The sequence below is a fragment of the Rhodoplanes roseus genome, assembly GCF_003258865.1.
Classification (GTDB): Bacteria; Pseudomonadota; Alphaproteobacteria; order Rhizobiales; family Xanthobacteraceae; genus Rhodoplanes; species Rhodoplanes roseus.
Genome location: NZ_NPEX01000020.1, coordinates 1 through 20,273 on the forward strand (window position 1 = coordinate 1; position 20,273 = coordinate 20,273).

The window sequence follows — 20,273 nt, forward strand, 5'->3', positions numbered from 1 at the left end:
GCCGCCGGAGCGGCGGCGCCGGCCGTCTCACATGCAACCGTGGAACGTGCGGCTGATCACGTCGAGCTGCTGCTCGCGGCTCAGCTTGACGAAGTTCACGGCGTAGCCGGAGACCCGGATGGTGAGCTGCGGGTAGATCTCCGGGTGCTCCATCGCGTCGAGCAGCGTCTCGCGGTTCAGCACGTTGACGTTGACGTGATGGCCCATGGCGCCCGCGAAGGCGTCGAGGCAGGCCGCGAGGTTCTTCTGCCGCTCCTCCGGCACCCGGCCGAGCGCCGTCGGCGTCGCCGAGGCGGTCCAGGAGATGCCGTCGAGCGCGCAAGCGTACGGGATCTTCGACACCGACGCGCCGGCCGCGATGAAGCCCTTCTTGTCGCGGCCGTTCATCGGGTTGGCGCCCGGCGCGAAAGGCTCGCCGGCGCGGCGGCCGTCCGGCGTGTTGCCGGTCTTCTTGCCGTACACCACGTTGGAGGTGATGGTCAGCACCGACTGGGTCGGCATCGCCTCGCGATAGAAGTAGGGCTGCGCCTTGATCTTCTGGATGAAGCTCTCGGCGAGCCACACCGCGATGGTGTCGGCACGATCGTCGTTGTTGCCGTAGGCCGGGTAATCGCCTTCGATGACGTAGTCGATCGCGAGGCCGGCCTTGTTGCGCACCACCTTCACCTTGGCGTGCTTGATGGCCGACAGGCTGTCGGCGGCGACCGACAGGCCGGCGATGCCGCACGCCATGGTGCGGAGCACGTCGCGATCGTGCAGCGCCATCTCGATCCGCTCGTAGGCGTAGCGGTCGTGCATGTAGTGGATGACGTTGAGCGCCTTGATGTAGGTCTTGGCGAGCCAGCTCATCATCGGGTCGAGCTTGGCGACCACCGTGTCGTAGTCGAGCACGTCACCCGTGATCGGCTCGAAGCCCTCCGCCACCACGGCACCGGACTTCTCGTCGACACCGCCGTTGATCGCGTAGAGCAGCGCCTTGGCGAGATTGGCGCGGGCGCCGAAGAACTGCATCTGCTTGCCGATCCGCATCGGCGAGACGCAGCAGGCGATCCCATAGTCGTCGCCCCAGTGTGGCCGCATCACGTCGTCGTTCTCGTACTGGATCGACGAGGTCTCGATCGACACCTTGGCGCAGTAGTCCTTGAAGCCCTCGGGGAGCTGCGTCGACCACAGCACCGTCAGGTTCGGCTCCGGCGCCGGGCCGAGATTGAACAGCGTCTGCAGGAAGCGGAAGCTGGTCTTGGTCACCAGCGGGCGGCCGTCCTCGCCGATGCCGCCGATCGACTCGGTCACCCAGGTCGGATCGCCGGAGAACAGCGTGTCGTATTCCGGGGTGCGCAGGAAGCGCACGATCCGCAGCTTGATGACGAGGTCGTCGATCAGCTCCTGGGCGCTCTCTTCCGTCAGCAGGCCGCGCGCGATGTCGCGGTCGAGATAGATGTCCAGGAAGGTCGAGACACGGCCGAGCGACATGGCCGCGCCGTTCTGCTCCTTCACGGCGGCCAGATAGCCGAAATAGGTCCACTGCACCGCCTCGCGGCCGGTGCGGGCCGGCTGCGTCACGTCGCAGCCGTAGCTCGCGGCCATCGCGGCGAGCTCGTCCAGCGCGCGGATCTGCTCGTTGAGCTCCTCGCGCAGCTGCATCGTCTTCTCGTTGAAGACCGCGTCGTCGATCTCGTGCAGCTCGCGCCGCTTGTCGGCCTTCAGCTTGTCTGTGCCGTAGAGGGCAACACGACGATAGTCGCCGATGATTCGGCCACGGCCGTAGGCGTCCGGCAGGCCGGTGATCACACCCGACTTACGGGCCGCGAGAATCTCCGGCGAGTAGGCGTCGAAGACGCCCTGATTGTGGCTCTTGCGGTACTTGGTCCAGATGTCCTGGACGATCGGGTCGGGTTTGAAGCCGTACGCCTCGAGGCCCATCTCCACCATGCGGAGACCGCCATTCGGCATGATGGCGCGCTTCAGCGGGGCGTCGGTCTGCAAGCCGACGATCAGCTCGGCGTCGCGGTCGATGTAGCCCGCGTCGTGCGCCGTGATGCCGGCCGGGCGGTCGGCGGAGACGTCGAGCACGCCCTTCTTGCGCTCCTGCGCCAGCAGCTCCGTGAGCTTGGCCCAGACGCCAAGGGTGCGCGAGGTCGGGCCGGACAGGAAGCTCGAGTCGCCGAGATGCGGCCGGTAGTTCGCCTGGATGAATCCGCGTACGTCGATCTGGGTCTGCCACACGCCCGCGGCGAAGCCGGCCCATGGTTCTTCGGCGGTGACGTTCACGGTGATGGCGTTCATGACGACCTCGGTAGAAACTTGGCTCACAGGGTGATCCGAGCACGGAGCGCTTCGATCGTCTGATCCAAGAAGTCTCAGGCGAGAGGGGTCGCCGCGGAGACGTCGGAACGCCCTGGTTCCGGCGAGACCGCTCGGCCCGGGAGGGTCGCGCAGCGGTTCGAACTTCGATGTCCGCTGATATATCACCACGTATTTCGGGCAAGAAGCCGGGACCGCGAATGGCTGCATGTGCCGCCACGCAGGCTTTTCGGATCGTCCCCAAAGCCGGAGTCCGAAGAAATCTTGTGATATTTCACCCCGACCGGAACGCACTTTCTTGCGGCCCGACCTCGTTTCATCCGGATTAGCGCGTAGCGATGCCGATCCGCCATGCGGCGAACGGATGGCCTCGGCGGCGTCGCGGCCATCGCGATCCTACCCGCGACGTCGCACGGTCCGGCCGCCGCCACGGCGGAGCGGGGTCGCGCGGCGCCGCTCACAAATGCCGCATGCCCAAGGTCTCGAGTAGCGGCATCAGCTCGTCGCGCGCATGCTGGCGATGCGCGCGCGCCAGGGTGCCGGCCTTCACCGCATCGCCCTTGCGGATCGCCGACGTGACGGCGAGGTGCTCCTTGAGCGAGCGCACCGGCTTCGCCCGCAGCCGTAGGGTCAGCATCCGGGCGCGGTGCGACTGATCCATCACGGTATGCACCGCGCGGGCGAGCCGGCTGTTGCCGCAGCGCTCGACGAGTTCGCGGTGAAAGCGATCGTCGGCCTGGGCCCAGGCGTCGAGATCGTCCTGGTCGAGGGCCGTGCGCATGTCGACGTTGATCGCGTCGAGACGCTCCAGCGCGGGCCGACGCAGCGCCTCGTCACCGGCCAGCAGCTCGGCCGCGAGCCCTTCGAGCGTGGCGATCAGATCGTAGATTTCGCGCATGTCGGCGGGAGAGAGCGCGCAGACCAGAATACCGCGCTTCGGCAGGACCCTGACGAGCCCCTCCTCCTGCAGCCGGATGAGCGCCTCGTGCACGGGGGTGCGGCTCATCCCGAGCCGGATCGCGATCTCCTGCTCGGAGCCCTGGTAGCCGGGCGGAAACACGTTGTCCCGCACCGCCGTCTTCATGGCCCGGTAGGCGTCCTCCACCAGCGACGGCGCCTTGGCCTCGATCGCCTCGGAGGGGGGGCCGACGATCAGGCCGGTGCCGCGGGCCGTCATCGGCGGGCCCGCCGGGCCGCGGCGTCGCCTGAACCTTGCATGGAAGCTCCTATGGATCGTTGACAATCCCGCAGTCGCCGCAGTATAGCGGATTCGTGAGCTTGCATGGAAGACGGCATGCATCTCGGGCCCGGCCGTCCTGGCGCCGGAAGGCGCAGTCGGGCCGGTGGTGGAACGTACGAGACGCGGAGCACTCATGCGGGACTATCGGATCGCGGCGATCCCGGGCGATGGAATCGGGACGGAGGTGATCGCGGCCGGCCTGCAGGCGCTGGCCGTCTGCGCCGAGCGCGACGGCGGCTTCACGCTCTCGGTCGACCAATTCGACTGGGGCTCGGCCTACTACAAGGCGCACGGGCTGATGATGCCCGAGAACGGCCGCGACCTGATCCGGAACCACGACGCGATCTTCTTCGGCGCCGTCGGCGCACCCGACGTGCCGGACCACGTCACGCTGTGGGGCCTGCGGCTCGCCATCTGCCAGCCGTTCCAGCAATACGCCAATGTGCGGCCGACCCGCATCCTGCCCGGCATCGTCAGCCCGCTGCGCAACGTCTCGGGCCCCGAGCTCGACTGGGTGATCGTGCGCGAAAACTCCGAGGGCGAGTATGCCGGCGTCGGCGGCCGGGTCCACAAGGGCTTCGCCCACGAGGTGGCGACCGACGTCGCCATGTTCACGCGCGTCGGCGTCACCCGCATCATGCGCTACGCGTTCGAACTGGCGCGTTCGCGTCCGCGAAAGCTGCTCACCGTGGTCACCAAGTCGAACGCACAGCGGCACGCCATGGTGATGTGGGACGAGATCGCCGCCGAGGTCGCGGCGCAGTATCCCGACGTGAGCTGCGACAAGATGCTGGTCGACGCCATGACGATGCGGATGGTCACGCACCCCGAGACCATCGACACCATCGTGGCGACCAATCTCCACGCCGACATTCTTTCGGATCTCGCCGCGGCGCTCGCCGGCTCGCTCGGCATCGCGCCGACCGGCAACATCAATCCGGAGCGCGAGTTCCCCTCCATGTTCGAGCCGATCCACGGCTCCGCTTTCGACATCACCGGCAAGGGCATCGCCAACCCGATCGCCACCTTCTGGTCGGGCTCGATGATGCTGGAGCACCTCGGCGAGACCGCCGCCGCCGCACGGCTGATGCGGGCGGTCGAGCGCGTCACCGCCGATCCGCGGCTGCACACGCCGGACCTCGGCGGCACCGCGACGACGGCCAAGGTCACCGACGCGGTTTGCGAGGCGCTGCTCGGAGACAATCGCTAGCCAGGCCGGAACGGCCGACCGCCCTCGCGGAAGAGGGAGCCCATGCGAAGTCTTTCGTCGCGGTTTCTGCGTGCCTGCGTGCAGGCGACCGTCGCGGGTCTTGTCCTGGCCGGGGTCACGGCGCCGGCCCTCGCGCAATCGGCGTGGCCGACCAAACCGATCACCATCCTGGTCCCGTCCGCGGCCGGCGGTCCGACCGACACGGTCGCCCGCCTGATCGCCGAGTCGATGACCAAGACGCTCGGCCAGACCGTCATCGTCGAGAACCAGGGCGGCGCCGGCGGCACCATCGGAATGGCCCGCATCGCGCGGACGCCGGCCGACGGCTACACGCTCGCCATCTGGCACATCGCGCATGCGACGGCCCCTGCCCTGTACGACACGCTGAAATACGACCCGGTCGCGGACTTCGACCATATCGGCCGCATCACCGACGTGCCGATGACGATCGTCTCCAAGTCCGCGCTGCCGCCGACATCGATCGGCGAGCTGATCGCCTGGATGAAGGCCAACAAGGCCACGGCGAGCTTCGGCCATGCCGGTGTCGGATCGGCGGCCCATCTGTGCGCGCTGCTGTTCATGAGCGAGCTGGACCTCCAGCTCGCCCAGGTCGCCTATCGCGGCACCGGTCCGGCGATGAACGATCTGGTCGGCGGCCAGATCGATCTGTTGTGCGACCAGACCACCAACACCACCAACCACATCAAGGACGGCCGCATCAAAGGCTACGCGGTGACGACCAAATCCCGCGTATCGTCGCTGCCCGACCTGCCGACGCTCGACGAGAGCGCCATGAAGGGCTTCGAGGTCTCGGCCTGGCACGCCATGTGGGCGCCGCGCGGACTGCCGAAGGAGGCGACCGACAAGCTCGTCCCGGCGCTTCAGGCAGCGCTGCAGGATCCCAAGGTGATCGAGCGTTTCGCCAGCCTCGGCACCGCGCCCGTGCCGCTCGCCCTGGCGACCCCCGACGCGCTGAAGGCCCAGCTCACGGCCGAGGTCGACAAGTGGGGCAAGGTGATCCGCGCCGCCGGCGTGAAGGGGAACTGATCACTGCATTCAGAGTCGTCGTGCCCGGCCTCGTGCCGGGCATTACGCCACGCTCTCCAGCGACACCCCGATGCGGTGGCGCTGGACCAGGGCGTCGTCGACATCGATGCCGAGCCCGGGGCGGTTCAGCACGTCGGCGTGGCCGCGCTGGATCGTGACCGGCTGCGCCGTGATGTCCTTGCCGAGCGCCTGGCAGGTCAGGGTGAGGCCCCAGGCGAGGCCGGGCACTACGGCGGCGACGTGAAGCGCCGCTGCGCAGGCGATGCTCGACTCGCCGGTCTTGCAGGAGAGATTCACGTCCATGCCGAGCCGGTCGCACAGCCGGCCGGCCTCGACGACCGCGCGCAGGCCACCGAGCTTGATCGCCTTGAGGCTGACACCGTGCGCCGCCTTACGCTCGTGATGACGGCGAATGTCGTCGAAGCCGTGGATGCCTTCGTCGGCTCCGATCGCGATCGAGGTCGCCGCCGCGATCGCCGCCATGCCGGCGAGATCATGCGCTGCGACGGGCTGCTCGAAGAAATCGAGACTGGCGCCCTCGACGGCCCGCACAAAGACGAGCGACTGCTCGATCGAAAATCCCTGATTGGCGTCGGCGGAGATCAAGGCATTCTCGCCCAGGATCGCGCAGACGGCCCGGGTCCGCTCGGCATCGCGCTCCGGCGTGTCGATCCCGACCTTGATCTTGAACGCCGTGTAGCCCTCGGCTTTCTTGCGCGCCGCGTCGGCGAGATCGCCGTCCCGATCGCCGCCGCCGATCACACCGAGCAGCGCGACGCGCTCGCGCTTCTTCTCGCCCAGGAGCGCATGCACGGGACGGCCGGAGGCGCGTCCCACCAGATCGTGCAACGCGATCTCGATCGCCGCCTTGGCGCCGTGATTGGCGTACATTCGCCCGTCCATGGCGGCGAGCGCGCCTTCGATGTCGGACGGATCGCGCCCCTCCAGAACAGGCGAGAGGTGGTGGATGGCCGCCACCATGCTCTCGATGGTCTCGCCCGTCATGGTGGGAGCCGACGCCGCCTCCCCCCACCCGACCGTGCGGTCATCCGCCACGATGCGCACCAGCACGTTGTCGGCACGACGGATCTCCTCGCCCGCCATGATCACCGGCTTCTTCATCGGCAGGCCGACCGCGATGGGCTCCACGCTCGTGATCTTCACGACGGCACTCCACAGTGTTCTTGTTGTCAGGACGGCGACGTCGCCCCGGGACCCCGCGCGCCCCGGGGCGTCTTCTCGAACGTCGGCCTCAGCTCTTCACCTTGATGCCGGCCTTGGTGATGATGTCGCGAAACATCGGCACCTCGCGAGCCACCCGCTCCATGTGCTGCTTGCCGGTGCGGGCCTGCACCTCGAATCCCGTACGCATGAGCTTCTCGCGCGTCTCCGGCTTCGCCAGGATCGCCAGCGTCTCCGTTTCGAGCTTGCGGACGAACTCGGGCGAGGTTCCGGCGGGCGCCAGCAGCGCCGTGTAGGTCTCGAACACGAAATCCGGGAAGCCGGCCTCGGCCATGGTCGGAATGTCGGGCAGGTCGTGCCAGCGCCTCTCGCCCGTGACGGCGAGGCCCTTGATCGTGCCGGACTTGATGTAGGGATGCGCCGGCGCGAGCACGCCCGAAGAGAGCTGCACGGTGCCGCCGAGCAGCGCCTGCAGCGCCTCGCCACCGCCCGCGAACACGATCGTGGCCATCCCGGAAAGTCCCTCGCGGACCTTGAGGACCTCGGCCTCGAGCTGCGGCGTGGTGCCGACCGGCGGCGTGGACACGTTGAACTTCGCCGGGTTCTGCTTCGCCAACGCGACGAACTCCTTCATGGTGGAGACGCCGAGATCGGGCTTGACCGCGAAGACGTTCGGGGACGTCGCCAGCTCGCAGATCGGCGAAAAGTCCTTGAACGGGTCGTAGGGCAGCGTGTCGTAGAGGCTGGGGTTCACCACATAGGCGCTGGTCGCCAGCAGGATCGTGGTGCCGTCCGGCTCGGCGCGCGCGACAAGGCCCATGCCGATATTGCTGCCGCCGCCGCCCTTGTTCTCGACGAACACGGTGCCGCCCATCCGCTCCTGCATCGCAGCGGCGACGATCCGGGCGATGATGTCGGAGGGACCGCCGGGCGAGTTCGCGACGACGATCCGCAAGGGGCGATCCGGGTAGGCCGCGAAAGCCGGGCCGCTGCGCAGGATCGCCGGCGCGGCGAGACCGAAGGCCGCTGCACCCAAAAGGCTGCGCCGAGACAAGCGTCCACGCGGACGCGATACGGCGCCTGCGCCGTTCGAGCTGATCATGTATCCTCCCTGACGTCTTTTTTCTGCTTGTGCCGTCTTCGACGGCGACGTCAGGTTAAGGAGAGCATCACGCCGGCGCAACCGTACGGTTCGCCGCGCTTCGCAGTTTCGCGCCGCGACACGGGAGGCGCGCGGCGCGTCACCTCTGGTCTCGCGTCGGCTCTCTTATTTCGTCTTGGCACACACGAGCCGCACCTCGGCCGGGGCTTCGCCGGTCCAGCTCGCGGCGACGAGCGTCCGCTCGGCGGGATTCGGCAACGCCGTGAGGAGCACCTCGTCGAGCTCGCAAGTCGCCTGGCAGGGGCTCTGGCCTTGGCAGCTCGTCGTCACCACGCGCAGCGGCATCGCGGGTGCAGGCGCAGAGGTCGCCTGCCCCGGCTCGCCACGATCGCCCTTCGGGCCGGCCGGCCCGGCGGCCCCCTGCGGTCCCGCGGGCCCGGCCGGTCCCTGCGACCCAGGTGCGCCGGCGGGTCCCGGAGCGCCGACGGGTCCCGGAGCGCCGATGGGTCCTGGAGCACCCGCGTCGCCACGGTCGCCCTTGTCACCCTTGTCCCCCTTGGCGCCGGTCTGGCCGCAGTTCGCGATGACGATCTCGCGCACATCGGGCTCCGACTTCACCGTCACGGTGCAGCCACCAGGATGATAAGCCGCCCGCCAGGCGAAGCGGCGGTCACGGCCCGCCACCACCTCGAAACGATCGTCGAACGTCACCTTCTCGTTGGGCCTGGTCACGCGCCCGATGACCACGATCTCGCCCGCCTCGATACGGGCTGCCGAAATCTCGATCGCCGCCTGGGCCGAGCCGACGGCGAGCAGGGTCGCCACCACCCCTATGGTGATCGTTCGCATGGGTCTCTCGTAACCTCTGATGTCAACGGAATCGAAGACGATCGAAGAGCGCCGGCATCCGCATCATGGATCAGCGACCTGGACGCGGGCAGCATGGATACGCCTCGCCGAGCGCCGGGCTGGCCCGCCCGGCGTGGCCGATTGAAGCGGATGCGCAGCGCATCCGCCGTGCGCCGCCAGAGCGGCGGCCGCGAGGCTCAGGACGACGGGCCGGACTTGCCGCCCATTCCCGGCATGCCCGGCATACCCGGCATCTTGGCCGACTCGGAAACCGCCTTGATCGCGGTCTCGCTCAGGTCCTTCACCTGCTCGGTCATGGCCTGCATCTGGGTCTGCAGGAACTCCGTCTGCATCTTCAGGATTTCCTGCACGTCCTTGGCCGCCATCAGGCTCTGGGCGAAATCGAAGGCGGTGGCGACGTTGCGCTCGGCGTAGCCCAGAACCTTGTTGCTCAGCTCGTTGCCGCCCAGCATCGGCATGCCGGGCATCCCGGGCACCCCGCGCTGGAAGAACTGCAGATAGCTGTTAATCGCAGAGCGCACCTGCTCCATGCTCTGCTCGGTCATCTTTCGGAGGTCAGCGGGCATTTCGAAGGGCGTGCCTGTCTTCATGGCGATCTCCTGGGGACACGCGGGCCGGCGGGCGGCGGGCGTGATGCCGATGAACAAATGTGAGCGAACGCCCGCATCTTAGGCATGCCGGCGGCGCCCGGTCAAAACCTATTGCAGTGCGTCAAAACCGCCGTGTGACAACGGATGTCGGTCGCGGGCGGGTCAGCCCCAGCGATCGGCGGGCTGCTGCAGCAGGTCGACCATCACGGCCAGCGCCTGGTCGAAGTCCGCCATGTCCATTCGCTCGTCCGGATTGTGGCTGCCGTTCTCGTTGCGGATGAAGATCATGCCGGTCGGAATGCCGGCATTGGCGAAGGTCGCAGCGTCGTGACCGGCCCCGCTCGCCATCTCGACCGCCTCGATCCCGGCCGCTGCGGCGGCGGCCCGCATTTGCTCGAGAAGCCGCGGCGCCATCACGGCCGGCGTGCTGCCGCCGAGCGGACCGAGTTCGAGCCGCACGTCCCGGCGGGCCGCGATGTCGAGCCCCGTCTCGACCAGGCGGCGGCGGACCTCCTCCAGGGTCGACTCGCTCTGGCTGCGTACGTCGATGCACAGCCGCGCCTCGCCCGCCACCTTGGAGAAGGAATGCTGGGCCGGATCGGTGCCGACGATGCCGAACGTGACGGCGAGGTCGTGCCCGTCGCGCTCCAGCCGCTCCCACAGCGCCTGCATGGCCATCACCAGCTCGGAGGCCGCCACCACGGCGTCGCGTCGCAGTGTCCGCGGGGTCGCGCCCGAATGGGCATAGGTGCCGTGGAACGCCGCCTCGCGGAACCGGAAGCTGCCGCGGATGCCGGTGACGAGCCCCAGCGGCCGCCCCGCCGCGACCAGCACCGGCCCCTGCTCGATATGCGGCTCGATATAAGCGACGGCCCGAGCCGGATCGATGCGGCTCTCGCCGCGCCGGACCGCCTCCGGATCGAAGCCGAGCTCGCGCATATGGGTGGCGAGCGATCGTCCGGTGTCGCTGCGCAGCACGGTGTCGAGCACGGTCGGCTCGAGCCGGCCGAGAGCCGTCTTGCTGCCGATATAGCTGTGCGGGAACCAGCAGCTCTCCTCGGCCCGCAGGCAGAGGACGCAGACGTCGAACGGCGGCGCCGAGCCGAGCCGCGCCAGCACGGCCGCGGCGGCGAGCCCGAGCACGACGCCGGCGGCGCCGTCGAAATTGCCGCCGTGCGGCACCGAGTCGAGATGCGACCCGATATAGATCGTGCGGCTCCGGTCGGCGCCCCGGAAGGTCAGGAACTGGTTGCCGGCCGCATCGAACACGGAATCGCCGCCGAGGTCGCCAGCAGCCTCGGCCATCAGCGCGAAGGCGGCGCCCTCGCCCTCCCCGTACGCCACCCGGGTGACGCCCGGCGCGTCGGCGGTGCGCTCCGCCAGCGCCTCGAACAGCCCCGCACCGAGGCGCGAGCCCTCGGCCAGCGCCTCGGTGCGGCGATCTCGGGCGACCTCCAGCATCACCGCGCTCCGCTCGCGCTCAGGTCCGGCCGCCGGCCTTCATGAGCTTGGGCACCACGGCGCGGGCCGCGTTGAGCACCATGGCGGCGTCGTTCTGATACGGGATCCAGGTGCAGCCCTTCTCGACCCAGCCCTCCGCCATCTCGGGCGTCTGCGCCGACAGGCCGTAGGGCACGCCATTGGCGCGGCAGATCGAGAAGATCGTCTCGTAGGCCTGGTGCAGGATGGGGTTTTGCATCTCGGCCGGGATGCCGAGATCCTGCGACAGGTCGTCGGGGCCGATCATCACGCAGTCGACCGCCCCGGTCTTCAGGATCGCATCGAGATTGGCGATCGCCTTCTGCGACTCCACCATGACGACCAGCATGGTCTCGCTGTTGAGATGCGCGAGCATCTGCTTCGGGTCGCCGGCGAAATAGTCGGTGTGCGGGCCGCGGAGATTCATCGGTCGGTTGCCGATCGGATAGTAGCGCGTGCCCTTGACGATCTCCATGAACTGCTCGGGCGTCTCGATGGAGGGCAGCAGCAGGCCCTGCGCGCCGGCGTCGAGCGGCCGCGTCAGGTCGTGCGGCTTCAGCGTGCCGGGCGGCCGCACGATCGGGGTGATCCCGCATTCCCGCGCATACATCGACAGGAGGCCCACCGTCTCCATGTTGAAGTCGGTGTGCTCCATCTCGATGATGACGAAGTCGAAGCCCGAGGTGGCGAGAATCTTCACCACCCGCGGATGGGGGCACAGCGTGATCCACGTGCCGAAGGCCGGCTTGCCTTCGCGCTGCAGGGCCTTGACCTTGTTGCTCTTGATCATTGGACTTCGACTTTCAACGGACTTTGTTGCGGGTTGGTTCGGTCAGGCGGGGGCGGAGACGCGGCGTTTCGCCCACACGTCGGGATCGACCAGGAATTCGGGCCGGCGGCCGGCCAGCACGTCGACGACCTGGCGGGCGGTCTCGACCGCCGTGCGCTCCAGCGCCTCCTCGGTCGCGCCGCCGGTGTGCGGCGACAGCAGGATGCCGTCGCACCGCGTGTAGGAATGGGCGGCCGGCAGCGGCTCCTTGTCGAACACGTCCATGGCGGCGCCGCGCAGGTGCCCGCTTTCCACCGCCTCGATCAGCGCCGTGGCCTCGACCAGCGCGCCCCGGGCGGTGTTCACCAGCACGGCGCCCTTCTTCATGGAGAACAGACGCTCGCGGTCGAACATGCCGCGAGTCTGCGACGTGAGGCGCTGGTGCAGCGACACGATGTCGGCCTCGGCGAGGGCGCGGCCGAGGTCGCCGACCGGCGTGCAGCCGGCCGCGACGATCTCGGACGTCTCGGCGCTCGGGCTGTAGACCAGCACCCGCATGCCGAAGGCGAGACGGGCGATCTCGGCGGTGCGCCGGCCGATCTTGCCGAACCCGAAGATCAGCAGCGTCTTGCCGGACAGCTCGTGGAAGTCGCGCGCGTACCGATAGTCGAAATTGTCCTGGCGGACGGCGCGGTCGCATTCGCGGACGCGCTTGGCGATCGCCATCATCTGGCTGATCGCATGCTCGGCCACCGACTGGACATTGGCGGTCGGCGTGTAGACGATCGGCAGCCCGATCTCGCGGGCATAACCGACGTCGACCGGATCGTAGCCGGTGCCGTGGTTGCCGAGCACGCCCAGCCGCGGCGCCGCCGCCATTGCGGCACGATCGAAGCCGGCATTGCGGGTGATCGCCGCGACCGCGTCTTTCACCTCCCGCGCGACCACGTCCATGGTCGCCGCGCTCGCCTGACGCACCTCCAGTCCGGCCTCCTCCAGGACGCGAATTCCGCCCGGGTGGATCGGCTGGACCAGCAGACAGAGTCCACTCACGCCGCGTTCTCCTTCGCCCGCACGTCGAAGGCGGCTTTCGCCTCGACCGTGGTGACGAACTCGCCACCGTTGTTCGGTACCCAGGCGAGGAACTGCTTGAAGCGCTCGATCCAGTGCGGCTCGCCGACCGAGCCGGTGTGGAACAGCGAATGCACGATTTGCTGCTCGCCGGTGCGCTGGGTGCGCTCGCGGATCACATTGAAGATGCGCTGCAGGTTGGAGAGCTCCGACTGCTCGACATGCAGGAGATTCTTGTAGGCGGCCCCGTTCCCGTCGCAGCCGATCGGAATCTCGAACACCGGCGAACGCGCCTGCCCGGCGGCGGGCAGACGCGGATTCATCGGCAGATAGTAGCCGGTCGTCTCGGCGTTCACCCAGATCGCCTCGCGGTCCGGGTGGTTTCCGCCCGGCGAGCACGAGCAGTCGATGAAGACGCCGGTCTGCGGCAGCAGCTCGTTCATGAAGGGCGTGTAGGCGTAGTGCCCGCCCCGATAGGCGACCGGCTTGATGCCGGCATTCTCGAGCCGCCGCTTGCAGTCGAGATAGACCGCGGTGACGTGGTCGCGCTCCATGTAGCGCGTCCCCACGCCCTTGATTTCCTCGTGCAGGTGGATCGACAGCTCGGCTCCGCCGGCGACCGCCTCGCGGTACACGTCGAGCATCTCGCCGTCGTAGTAGCCGGTGCGGCAGTAGGTTCCGGAGTGCGGCGACAGGATGAACTTGCCGCCCGTCATGTCCTTCAGCATACGGCAGATGCCGCGGGTCTCCCCGACGCTCTGCTCGACCTTGGGCGGATCGACCCGAAAATCGCGGCCCGGATCGAAGGGCGCGTAGACGAGCCAGTTCACGTCGATGAGCGGGACCAGGAGAACGTCGGGTCGCGTGCTTGAAATCGCCATGGGTGAGCCTTCCCGAAACCGCGGAACGAACAGGTGCGGTCGCAGGGACGGCCGGCGCCCGCGTCAAAATAGTGCGACGGTTCGGATTGCGTCTTCCAATCGAATGATCTAAACGATTAATCGATGAACCGGAATAATGTCACGCTGCGCCAACTGCGAGCCTTCGTCCTGGTTGCAGACAAGGGCAGTTTCGTCGCGGCCGCGGAGACGCTCGCGCTGTCGCAACCGGCGCTGAGCCACTCGATACAGCAGCTCGAAGAGCAGATCGGCAGCGCGCTGTTCCACCGGACCACCCGGAGCGTGAAGCTGACGGGGCTCGGCATGGGGTTCCTGCCCACCGCGCGGCATCTCCTTCGTCAGGTCGACACGTCGGTCGCCGACATCCAGGAAGCCGCGGCCCGCAAGCGCGGCCGCGTGGTGGTCGCCTGCCTGCCCTCGATCGCGTTCCGCCTGATGCCGGCCGTGATCGCCGGCGAGGCCTCGCGGCTCGGCCTGCGGGTCGTGGTCCGCGACGTCAACCTGACCGCCATCACGACGGCCGTGCTCGACGGCCAGGCGGATCTCGGGATCGGCAGCTTCGAGACGGCGGCGCCCTCGCTCGACGGCGTAGTGATCGGCCGCGACCGTTTCTACGGTGCGTTCCCGAAATCGCATCCGCTCGCCCAGAAGGCCGAGGTGAGCTGGGCCGACCTGCAGGACCATCCGTTCATCGCGATGACGCTCGAGCACGGCATCCGCAACCTCATCGACAATGCGATCGCGCCCCACAACGTGCGGCTTTCGATCGCCTCCGAGGTGTCGAACCTGGTCACCATCTACGGGCTGCTCGAGCAGGGGGTCGGGATCACGGCGCTGCCGGGCTTGGCACTACCCCCGGGTGACCACCCGCTCCTGGTCTATCGGCCGCTCAAGGAGCCGAGCCTCGAACGGACCATCAGGGTGGTCTGGCGGCACGGCATCGGGCTGTCGCCGGCGGCGCGCACCATCGTCAAGGCGATCACCAACGTGATCTCTGAGGGCAAGGTGCTCAACCAGGACGAGGGCATGACTCTCTCCGCAGCCGCCCTGTCGTTCGCCGGAGAGCCTGCGACGCCGAAACCGCGAACCGGCACCGGACGCCAGCAAGGCGTGCACGCGTCGCAGCGCACCGAAGCGTGATCGTTCGCCGTCTACTCGAGGCATGATTTTCGCATAGTGGATTTTCGAGCTTCGACCTACCACCTTCCAGGTGGTCGGAGTTCGCCGGAATTTTTGGAGACCCCTGCGCATGATCGTGTCGCTTCTGAATGCGAGCCGCTGTTGTTCGGGCGGGCTGCCGGCCATGACGACGGCCGAGCAGATCGACGCGGAGGCACAGGCCGGGGCGCTCGCGACGGCGGCCAGAGAGCGGCCGTTCAGCATCGCTCCCCTCACACACTCGACGACCCCGCGCCGCTGCACCGCCAATCCTCACTGCATCATCGCCGACACCTGCGCAGCGACGCCCGCCATGCGCCGCGCCTGCGAGTCGGCGTTCAAGAACTGGGTCCAGCGCGGCCTCGCCGCCGCGGCAGTGCCGACCCGGGCATCAGAGCGGCGCTGACGCGCCGTCAGGCGCGCCACCGAGCCCCCTCCCCTCATTGATCCTGGTCTCCGGCGGTCGTAGGCTCCGCCAGCCGTCGCCCGACGGCGACTGATCGCGCCCCGCACGCCGTACCGGGCGCGCCTTGCAACGATCACGAGAGACATCATGGCGTCGATCACGCTCCGGCGTCCGGACGACTGGCACGTTCATTTCCGCGACGGCGCGGTGCTGCGCACCGTGGTCCCGTTCACGGCGCGCCGGTTCGGCCGCGCCATCGTCATGCCGAACCTCACTCCGCCCGTCACCACGGCGGCAATGGCGGCGGCCTATCGCGAGCGCGTGTGCGCCGCGATTCCCGCGGGCGTGACCTTCACGCCGCTGATGACCTGCTACCTCACCGACGCCACCGACCCGGCCGACCTGATCGCCGGGCATCGCGACGGGATCTTCACGGCCGCGAAGCTTTATCCGGCCCACGCGACGACCAATTCGAGCCATGGTGTCACCGACGTCGGCCGCATCTACCCGGTGCTGGAGGCGATGCAGAAGGCCGGCATGCCGCTGCTCGTGCACGGCGAGGTCAACGACCAGACGGTCGACATCTTCGACCGCGAGGCCGTGTTCATCGAGCGGGTGCTGGATCCCGCGCGAAAGCGCTTCCCGAGCTTGAAGGTCGTGATGGAGCACGTCACCACCAAGGAGGCCGTCGATTACGTGCGTTCCGGTGGACCGCTGATCGGCGCGACGGTCACGCCGCAGCATCTGATGATCAATCGCAACGCGATCTTCCGCGGCGGCATCCGGCCTCACTACTACTGCCTGCCCGTGGCCAAGCGCGAGGTGCACCGGCTCGCCGTGCGCGCGGCGGCGACGAGCGGCCATCCCTCGTTCTTCCTCGGCACCGACACGGCGCCGCATCTGCGTCATCTGAAGGAGGCGGAGTGCGGCTGCGCCGGCCTGTTCAACGCGCCGGCTGCGCTGGAATGCTACGCCACCGTGTTCGCGCAGGAGAACGCGCTCGACAAGCTCGAGGCGTTCGCAGCCCTGAACGGCCCGGCCTTCTACGGGCTGCCGCCGAACGAGGAGCGGATCACGCTGACCAACACGGCCCCGGAGCCGGCCGTGGAGGTCGCGGTCCCGGGCGAGGGCAGCCTTCGCGCCTTTGGCTCGGACGAGGGACTCGGGTGGAGCGTGGTGGACGGCGCGGCGGCTTGACCGGCGCTGCGAACTCAACGCGGGCGCTGGCGCGCGGCCGGACGCGGCTCGACGGCGGGCTTATCGGCCGGCGTCGCGGGTGACGTCGCAGTCGGCTTGGCCGCCTCCGCAGCGATCTCCCAGGTGCCGGCGCCGCTCCGGTCGTTGACCTCGATCGTGCCGTCGTCCCGAACGCAGCGATAGCTCGCCGAAAAGGTCAGCGTTCCGTTCGGCGCGAAGCTGCGCGTGTCGGTCGCCACACAGTTCCGCCCCGGGATCGAGCCCTCGGTCTGCACCGTGTTGCCGCGGCGGACGCCGTTGGCCCGACCCTGGTCGATCTCGATCCGCACCTGCTCCTTCTCGAACCGCCAGGTGCTGACGAAACGGGTCTTCGGATCGTCGCGGAACCAGGCCGTCACGGTGACGCTGCCGACCGCAGGTGGAACCGCGACGGCCCATTGCGAGTCGAGCGTCAGGCCATGGCGGTCGAGCAGCTCGTCCAGCGAGCGCAATGCGTCCGCAGCCGCCGCGCCCTGCGTCACGAGATCGCGGCGGATCTGGTCGATCACGCCGAGCGTCCAGGCCCGGTAGGCTCCGTCGTAGACATAGCGGGCGCGCAGCCGCCACGGCTCGTCCAGCGCCTTGCGAATCGCCGGTCCGTCCGCGGATCGGGCGAAGGCCTGTGCCGTGCTCCCCTCCCCGGCCCGGGCGGCGCGGAGAAGGTCCGCGAATGCGTCGATCGTCGCCTGACGTGCGAGAATCTGGGAATGGATGCCGGCCAGATATTTGAGCTGCCCCGGGGTCGGCCGCCTGCCGGACGCGATGAACACATCGCGAAAGATCTCCTCGACCGGAACATCGGCCGGAAGGCGGAGCCACTCCCCCTCCGCCTCGTCCCACACCAGCGCGACGTCGAAGACCTTTTCGGCCGGCGGGACCTTGGGTCGGTACAACTCCGGCGGTGCCGAGGGCACGTAGACCGAGGCGTTCGCCAACGTCTCGCCGAGCTGGCCGACGAGCTGGCGGTAACGCGCATCGTCCTTGCCGCCCCGCGACTCGCCGGCGAGACGGTCCCGCTCGCGGGATGCGGTGACCCGGTCGTGCAGCGGCGCTGCGGTCGCGGTGAGGCTGTCGATGGACTGCCGGTAGGCCGCCAGCGCGGTCGCCGCATCCTGCCCCGGCGCGATGCCCGCCGACAGAGCGTCGATCTCCTCGCGCCGGACCGCCGCCAGCAGCGCCGCCAGCTCGTAGCCGAGATCGCGCCAGGATCCGGCCAGTGCGGCGAAGCCGGCGTAACGGTCCAACGCTTCGGCATGACGTCCCAGGACGACCCGAATCGGGCCGAGACCGCGATCATCCGGGGCGGTGCGGTCGCGCGCGGCGAGCACCGCGAGCGCGCGATCGAGCGGCTGCAACGCGCGACGGCTCGCCGCGGCGGCGGCCGTCACGGCGGCGAAGTCGGCCGAAATAGTAGCGTCGGCGGACGGGTCGGTCGGCTGCCCCGGGGCGTCGCCGGGCCAAACGATCAGCGACAGCAACAAGAGCGCGGCGGCAGCACTCCACCGCGCGAACGACCCCGACATCGGGCGGGGGCGGCTCCGATCCACGCTCAGCCTCTCCTGTCCTCGCGGTTCGGTTCGGCGCCCGGGCCGAAGCCCGGCAGGATCTGCACCGCCTCGCGGCCCAGATCGAGCCACACGCCGAACACGTCGTGCTGCAGATCGAGCACCTGGTTCACCAGATCGGACCACATCCGCTCCGCCAGCAGGAAGCCGTTGTCGGCGGGCGGCCGCAAAGACACGCCGCCCGGCGGAGCGAACGGCGTCGCCGCCCCGGCCACCGGCTCGACGTTCCGCAGCACGCGACGGGCCGCCAGCAGCGTGTAGTCGCAGGCCTCCAGCGGCAGGATCCCGGGCCCGAACGCATAGGCGCAGACGCGGTCGCCGACACGCCCGAGCGTCCGTACCTGGCCCTGCAGGCGGAGCCCGTGATCGTAGCCGAAGCGCTCCGCCGCCTGGGCGAGCCGCTGCATCATGCGCTCGCTCTGCCGGGCCAGATGGCCGGCATCCACCATCGTGCGGGAGAACAGCCGGTCGGCGCTGAACGGCGCCGCCACGGTCCCGGTCCCCGCTACCCAATCCGCGGTACTCTCCACGACCCACCTCCGGACCACGACTCGCTCGACCACCCGGCGGGCGGCCAGGATCTACGACCAGCCGAACCGGCAGGATCACTCGGCCGCGTTGGCGAAGGCCGGCGTGGTGCAGGCGGACCGGCCGGTCCGGCACCAGTGGATGTAGAGCTGCGCGAGCGCACAGGAAACGAGCCGCGCCCGATCGTTGTCGGCCCGGCTGGTGAGGATGATGGGCACCCGGGCGCCGATCACCAGGCCGGCCGACTCGGCCCGCGCCACGAAGGTGAGTTCCTTGGCCAGCATGTTGCCGGCCTCCAGATTGGGGACGATCAGCACCTCGGCCCGGCCGGCGACCAGCGACGTGATGCCCTTGGTCTTCGCCGCCGACACGTCCATGGCGTTGTCCATGGCGAGCGGCCCGTCGACGATGCCGCCCTTGATCTGGCCGCGCTCCGCCATCTTGGACAGGGCGGCGGCGTCGAGGGTGGACGGGATGTTCGGGTTCACGGTCTCGACCGCCGAGAGAACGCCGACCCGCGGCGTCTCGATGCCGCAAGCACGCGCCAGGTCGATGCCGTTCTGGACGATGTCCACCTTGGTGGCGAGGTCGGGCGCGATGTTCACGGCACAGTCGGTGATGAACAGCAGGTGGTCGAGTGTCGGCACGTCGAGCACGAAGGAGTGGCTGAGCCGGCGGGCGCCGCGCAGTCCGCCGTCACGCTTGATGACGGCGTTGAGCAGCGCTTCCGCCTTGACGTTCCCCTTCATGATGGCGGCCGCCTTGCCGGTGTTGACCAGCCCGACGGCGCGCTTCGACGCTTCGCGGTCGTCCGCCACGTCGATCAGCTCGAAGCGGCCGATGTCGACACCGAGATCCTTGGCCGCAGCCCGGATGCGTCCGCCGTCGCCGACCAGGATCGGAACGATCAGTCCCTCCTCGGCCGACAGCACGGCGCCCCCGAGCGCATGACGGTCGTCCGGCCCGAGCACGGCGGTCGGCAGCGCCGGCAGCCGCTTGGCCACCGCGATCAGCGGGGCGAAATGCTCGTGATCGTCGAGGATGAGGGCCGGGAGATCCTTCGCCTCGGTGACGATCGTCATCGAGGGGGCCTCGACCTCGGCGACGCCCCGCACCACCAGGCGGCCGTCGCTCTCGCGCACCGTGGTCTCGAAGAGCGCGATCGGCTTGGCCCGCTTTTCGATGCATTTGACCTCGATGCGCAGCCGCGACCCGATCCGGACCCGCTCGACGAAATCGAAGCTTTGCGCGCGATAGAGCGTGCCGGCGCCCGGCAGCAGGGTGCCGAGCACGGCGGACACCAGCGAGCCGACCCAGAGAGACGGCGCCACCGGTTCGCCTTTGGTGAGCGCCTCCATGCCGGGAAGGGTGAGCGGATTGAGGTTTCCGGAGACGTGCGCGAACAGCAACAAGTCCTGTGCCGTACAGGTCCGGTCGAGCGCCGCAGAGGCACCCACCTCCAGCTCGTCCCAAGTGGTATTGCGCACGCTCATTCCTTTCATCACCGCTCTCCCTAGAATGATTGCCTGGCGGTCTTGAAAGCCGACGCTCGCCGCCTGCGCGTATCGTAATCGGTGCGCCCGCAAAAATCTTGCTCCAGATCAAAGTCATCGATCC

General features: G+C 68.8%; 18 protein-coding genes. 5 read left to right on the top strand and 13 right to left on the bottom strand.

Annotation, left to right across the window (positions count from 1 at the left end; translation table 11 throughout):
- Positions 1 to 27 precede the first annotated feature (27 nt).
- Together pflB and CH341_RS04840 are read right to left on the bottom strand one after the other, a co-directional pair.
- Positions 28 to 2,286, bottom strand: coding sequence for a formate C-acetyltransferase (gene pflB, locus CH341_RS04835; RefSeq protein WP_111417900.1), 2,259 nt, complete (start codon positions 2,284 to 2,286; stop codon positions 28 to 30).
- 475 nt (positions 2,287 to 2,761) lie between these two features.
- Positions 2,762 to 3,481 carry a GntR family transcriptional regulator gene (locus tag CH341_RS04840; RefSeq protein WP_111417901.1) on the bottom strand — a complete coding sequence of 240 codons (720 nt, stop codon included), beginning with the start codon at positions 3,479 to 3,481 and terminating at the stop codon, positions 2,762 to 2,764.
- 196 nt (positions 3,482 to 3,677) lie between these two features.
- Between CH341_RS04840 and CH341_RS04845 the strand changes: the two genes are divergently transcribed.
- Both CH341_RS04845 and CH341_RS04850 read left to right on the top strand, forming a co-directional pair.
- A complete protein-coding gene (locus CH341_RS04845; protein ID WP_111417902.1) occupies positions 3,678 to 4,754 on the top strand; it encodes a tartrate dehydrogenase in 1,077 nt (358 codons plus the stop codon).
- Positions 4,755 to 4,796: 42 nt separating this feature from the next.
- Complete coding sequence (locus tag CH341_RS04850; RefSeq protein ID WP_111417903.1) at positions 4,797 to 5,801, top strand: tripartite tricarboxylate transporter substrate-binding protein; 1,005 nt, start codon at positions 4,797 to 4,799, stop codon at positions 5,799 to 5,801.
- 42 nt (positions 5,802 to 5,843) lie between these two features.
- Here the strand turns inward: CH341_RS04850 and CH341_RS04855 are convergent, their stop codons facing one another.
- The 8 genes from CH341_RS04855 to CH341_RS34065 form a co-directional block, all read right to left on the bottom strand.
- Complete coding sequence (locus tag CH341_RS04855; RefSeq protein WP_111417904.1) at positions 5,844 to 6,965, bottom strand: mandelate racemase/muconate lactonizing enzyme family protein; 1,122 nt, start codon at positions 6,963 to 6,965, stop codon at positions 5,844 to 5,846.
- An 88-nt stretch (positions 6,966 to 7,053) separates the two neighbouring features.
- Positions 7,054 to 7,938, bottom strand: coding sequence for a Bug family tripartite tricarboxylate transporter substrate binding protein (locus CH341_RS04860; RefSeq protein WP_170149474.1), 885 nt, complete (start codon positions 7,936 to 7,938; stop codon positions 7,054 to 7,056).
- Positions 7,939 to 8,250: 312 nt separating this feature from the next.
- Positions 8,251 to 8,934 (bottom strand): collagen-like protein, encoded by a 684-nt coding sequence (locus CH341_RS04865; RefSeq protein ID WP_111417906.1) that lies wholly within the window; start codon positions 8,932 to 8,934, stop codon positions 8,251 to 8,253.
- Between the two features lie 197 nt (positions 8,935 to 9,131).
- Positions 9,132 to 9,545, bottom strand: coding sequence for a phasin family protein (locus CH341_RS04870; protein WP_111417907.1), 414 nt, complete (start codon positions 9,543 to 9,545; stop codon positions 9,132 to 9,134).
- Between the two features lie 162 nt (positions 9,546 to 9,707).
- Complete coding sequence (locus tag CH341_RS04875) at positions 9,708 to 11,006, bottom strand: hydantoinase/carbamoylase family amidase (protein WP_111417908.1); 1,299 nt, start codon at positions 11,004 to 11,006, stop codon at positions 9,708 to 9,710.
- Positions 11,007 to 11,025: 19 nt separating this feature from the next.
- Entirely contained in the window at positions 11,026 to 11,814 is a 789-nt protein-coding gene (locus tag CH341_RS04880) for an HpcH/HpaI aldolase family protein (RefSeq protein ID WP_111417909.1), read from the bottom strand.
- 42 nt (positions 11,815 to 11,856) lie between these two features.
- Entirely contained in the window at positions 11,857 to 12,846 is a 990-nt protein-coding gene (locus CH341_RS34060) for a hydroxyacid dehydrogenase (protein ID WP_170149475.1), read from the bottom strand.
- Entirely contained in the window at positions 12,843 to 13,745 is a 903-nt protein-coding gene (locus tag CH341_RS34065) for a polysaccharide deacetylase family protein (protein WP_170149476.1), read from the bottom strand. The genes CH341_RS34060 and CH341_RS34065 overlap by 4 nt, the downstream gene beginning before the upstream one ends.
- Before the next feature lie 123 nt (positions 13,746 to 13,868).
- Between CH341_RS34065 and CH341_RS04890 the strand changes: the two genes are divergently transcribed.
- From CH341_RS04890 to pyrC, 3 genes are all read left to right on the top strand, one after another.
- Positions 13,869 to 14,903, top strand: coding sequence for a LysR family transcriptional regulator (locus CH341_RS04890; protein WP_111417910.1), 1,035 nt, complete (start codon positions 13,869 to 13,871; stop codon positions 14,901 to 14,903).
- A gap of 109 nt (positions 14,904 to 15,012) precedes the next feature.
- Complete coding sequence (locus CH341_RS04895; RefSeq protein ID WP_111417911.1) at positions 15,013 to 15,327, top strand: hypothetical protein; 315 nt, start codon at positions 15,013 to 15,015, stop codon at positions 15,325 to 15,327.
- Positions 15,328 to 15,474: 147 nt separating this feature from the next.
- Positions 15,475 to 16,524, top strand: a complete 1,050-nt coding sequence (gene pyrC, locus CH341_RS04900; RefSeq protein WP_111417912.1) for a dihydroorotase — start codon at positions 15,475 to 15,477, stop codon at positions 16,522 to 16,524.
- Between the two features lie 14 nt (positions 16,525 to 16,538).
- Here pyrC and CH341_RS04905 read toward each other — a convergent pair whose 3' ends face one another.
- The 3 genes from CH341_RS04905 to CH341_RS04915 form a co-directional block, all read right to left on the bottom strand.
- Positions 16,539 to 18,086, bottom strand: a complete 1,548-nt coding sequence (locus tag CH341_RS04905; protein WP_111417913.1) for a hypothetical protein — start codon at positions 18,084 to 18,086, stop codon at positions 16,539 to 16,541.
- 26 nt (positions 18,087 to 18,112) lie between these two features.
- Positions 18,113 to 18,619 (bottom strand): hypothetical protein, encoded by a 507-nt coding sequence (locus CH341_RS04910; RefSeq protein WP_111417914.1) that lies wholly within the window; start codon positions 18,617 to 18,619, stop codon positions 18,113 to 18,115.
- A 114-nt stretch (positions 18,620 to 18,733) separates the two neighbouring features.
- Positions 18,734 to 20,149, bottom strand: coding sequence for a bifunctional enoyl-CoA hydratase/phosphate acetyltransferase (locus CH341_RS04915; RefSeq protein WP_210208181.1), 1,416 nt, complete (start codon positions 20,147 to 20,149; stop codon positions 18,734 to 18,736).
- Positions 20,150 to 20,273: the final 124 nt, after the last annotated feature.

Excerpts from the sequence above, each read along its gene's own strand:
- pflB (WP_111417900.1), bottom strand. The coding sequence starts at position 2,286 with ATGAACGCCATCACCGTGAACGTCACCGCCGAAGAACCATGGGCCGGC.
- CH341_RS04840 (WP_111417901.1), bottom strand. The coding sequence starts at position 3,481 with ATGACGGCCCGCGGCACCGGCCTGATCGTCGGCCCCCCCTCCGAGGCG.
- CH341_RS04845 (WP_111417902.1), top strand. The coding sequence starts at position 3,678 with ATGCGGGACTATCGGATCGCGGCGATCCCGGGCGATGGAATCGGGACG.
- CH341_RS04850 (WP_111417903.1), top strand. The coding sequence starts at position 4,797 with ATGCGAAGTCTTTCGTCGCGGTTTCTGCGTGCCTGCGTGCAGGCGACC.
- CH341_RS04865 (WP_111417906.1), bottom strand. The coding sequence starts at position 8,934 with ATGCGAACGATCACCATAGGGGTGGTGGCGACCCTGCTCGCCGTCGGC.
- CH341_RS04870 (WP_111417907.1), bottom strand. The coding sequence starts at position 9,545 with ATGAAGACAGGCACGCCCTTCGAAATGCCCGCTGACCTCCGAAAGATG.
- CH341_RS04875 (WP_111417908.1), bottom strand. The coding sequence starts at position 11,006 with ATGCTGGAGGTCGCCCGAGATCGCCGCACCGAGGCGCTGGCCGAGGGC.
- CH341_RS04880 (WP_111417909.1), bottom strand. The coding sequence starts at position 11,814 with ATGATCAAGAGCAACAAGGTCAAGGCCCTGCAGCGCGAAGGCAAGCCG.
- CH341_RS34065 (WP_170149476.1), bottom strand. The coding sequence starts at position 13,745 with ATGGCGATTTCAAGCACGCGACCCGACGTTCTCCTGGTCCCGCTCATC.
- CH341_RS04890 (WP_111417910.1), top strand. The coding sequence starts at position 13,869 with ATGAACCGGAATAATGTCACGCTGCGCCAACTGCGAGCCTTCGTCCTG.
- CH341_RS04895 (WP_111417911.1), top strand. The coding sequence starts at position 15,013 with ATGATCGTGTCGCTTCTGAATGCGAGCCGCTGTTGTTCGGGCGGGCTG.
- pyrC (WP_111417912.1), top strand. The coding sequence starts at position 15,475 with ATGGCGTCGATCACGCTCCGGCGTCCGGACGACTGGCACGTTCATTTC.
- CH341_RS04905 (WP_111417913.1), bottom strand. The coding sequence starts at position 18,086 with ATGTCGGGGTCGTTCGCGCGGTGGAGTGCTGCCGCCGCGCTCTTGTTG.
- CH341_RS04915 (WP_210208181.1), bottom strand. The coding sequence starts at position 20,149 with ATGAGCGTGCGCAATACCACTTGGGACGAGCTGGAGGTGGGTGCCTCT.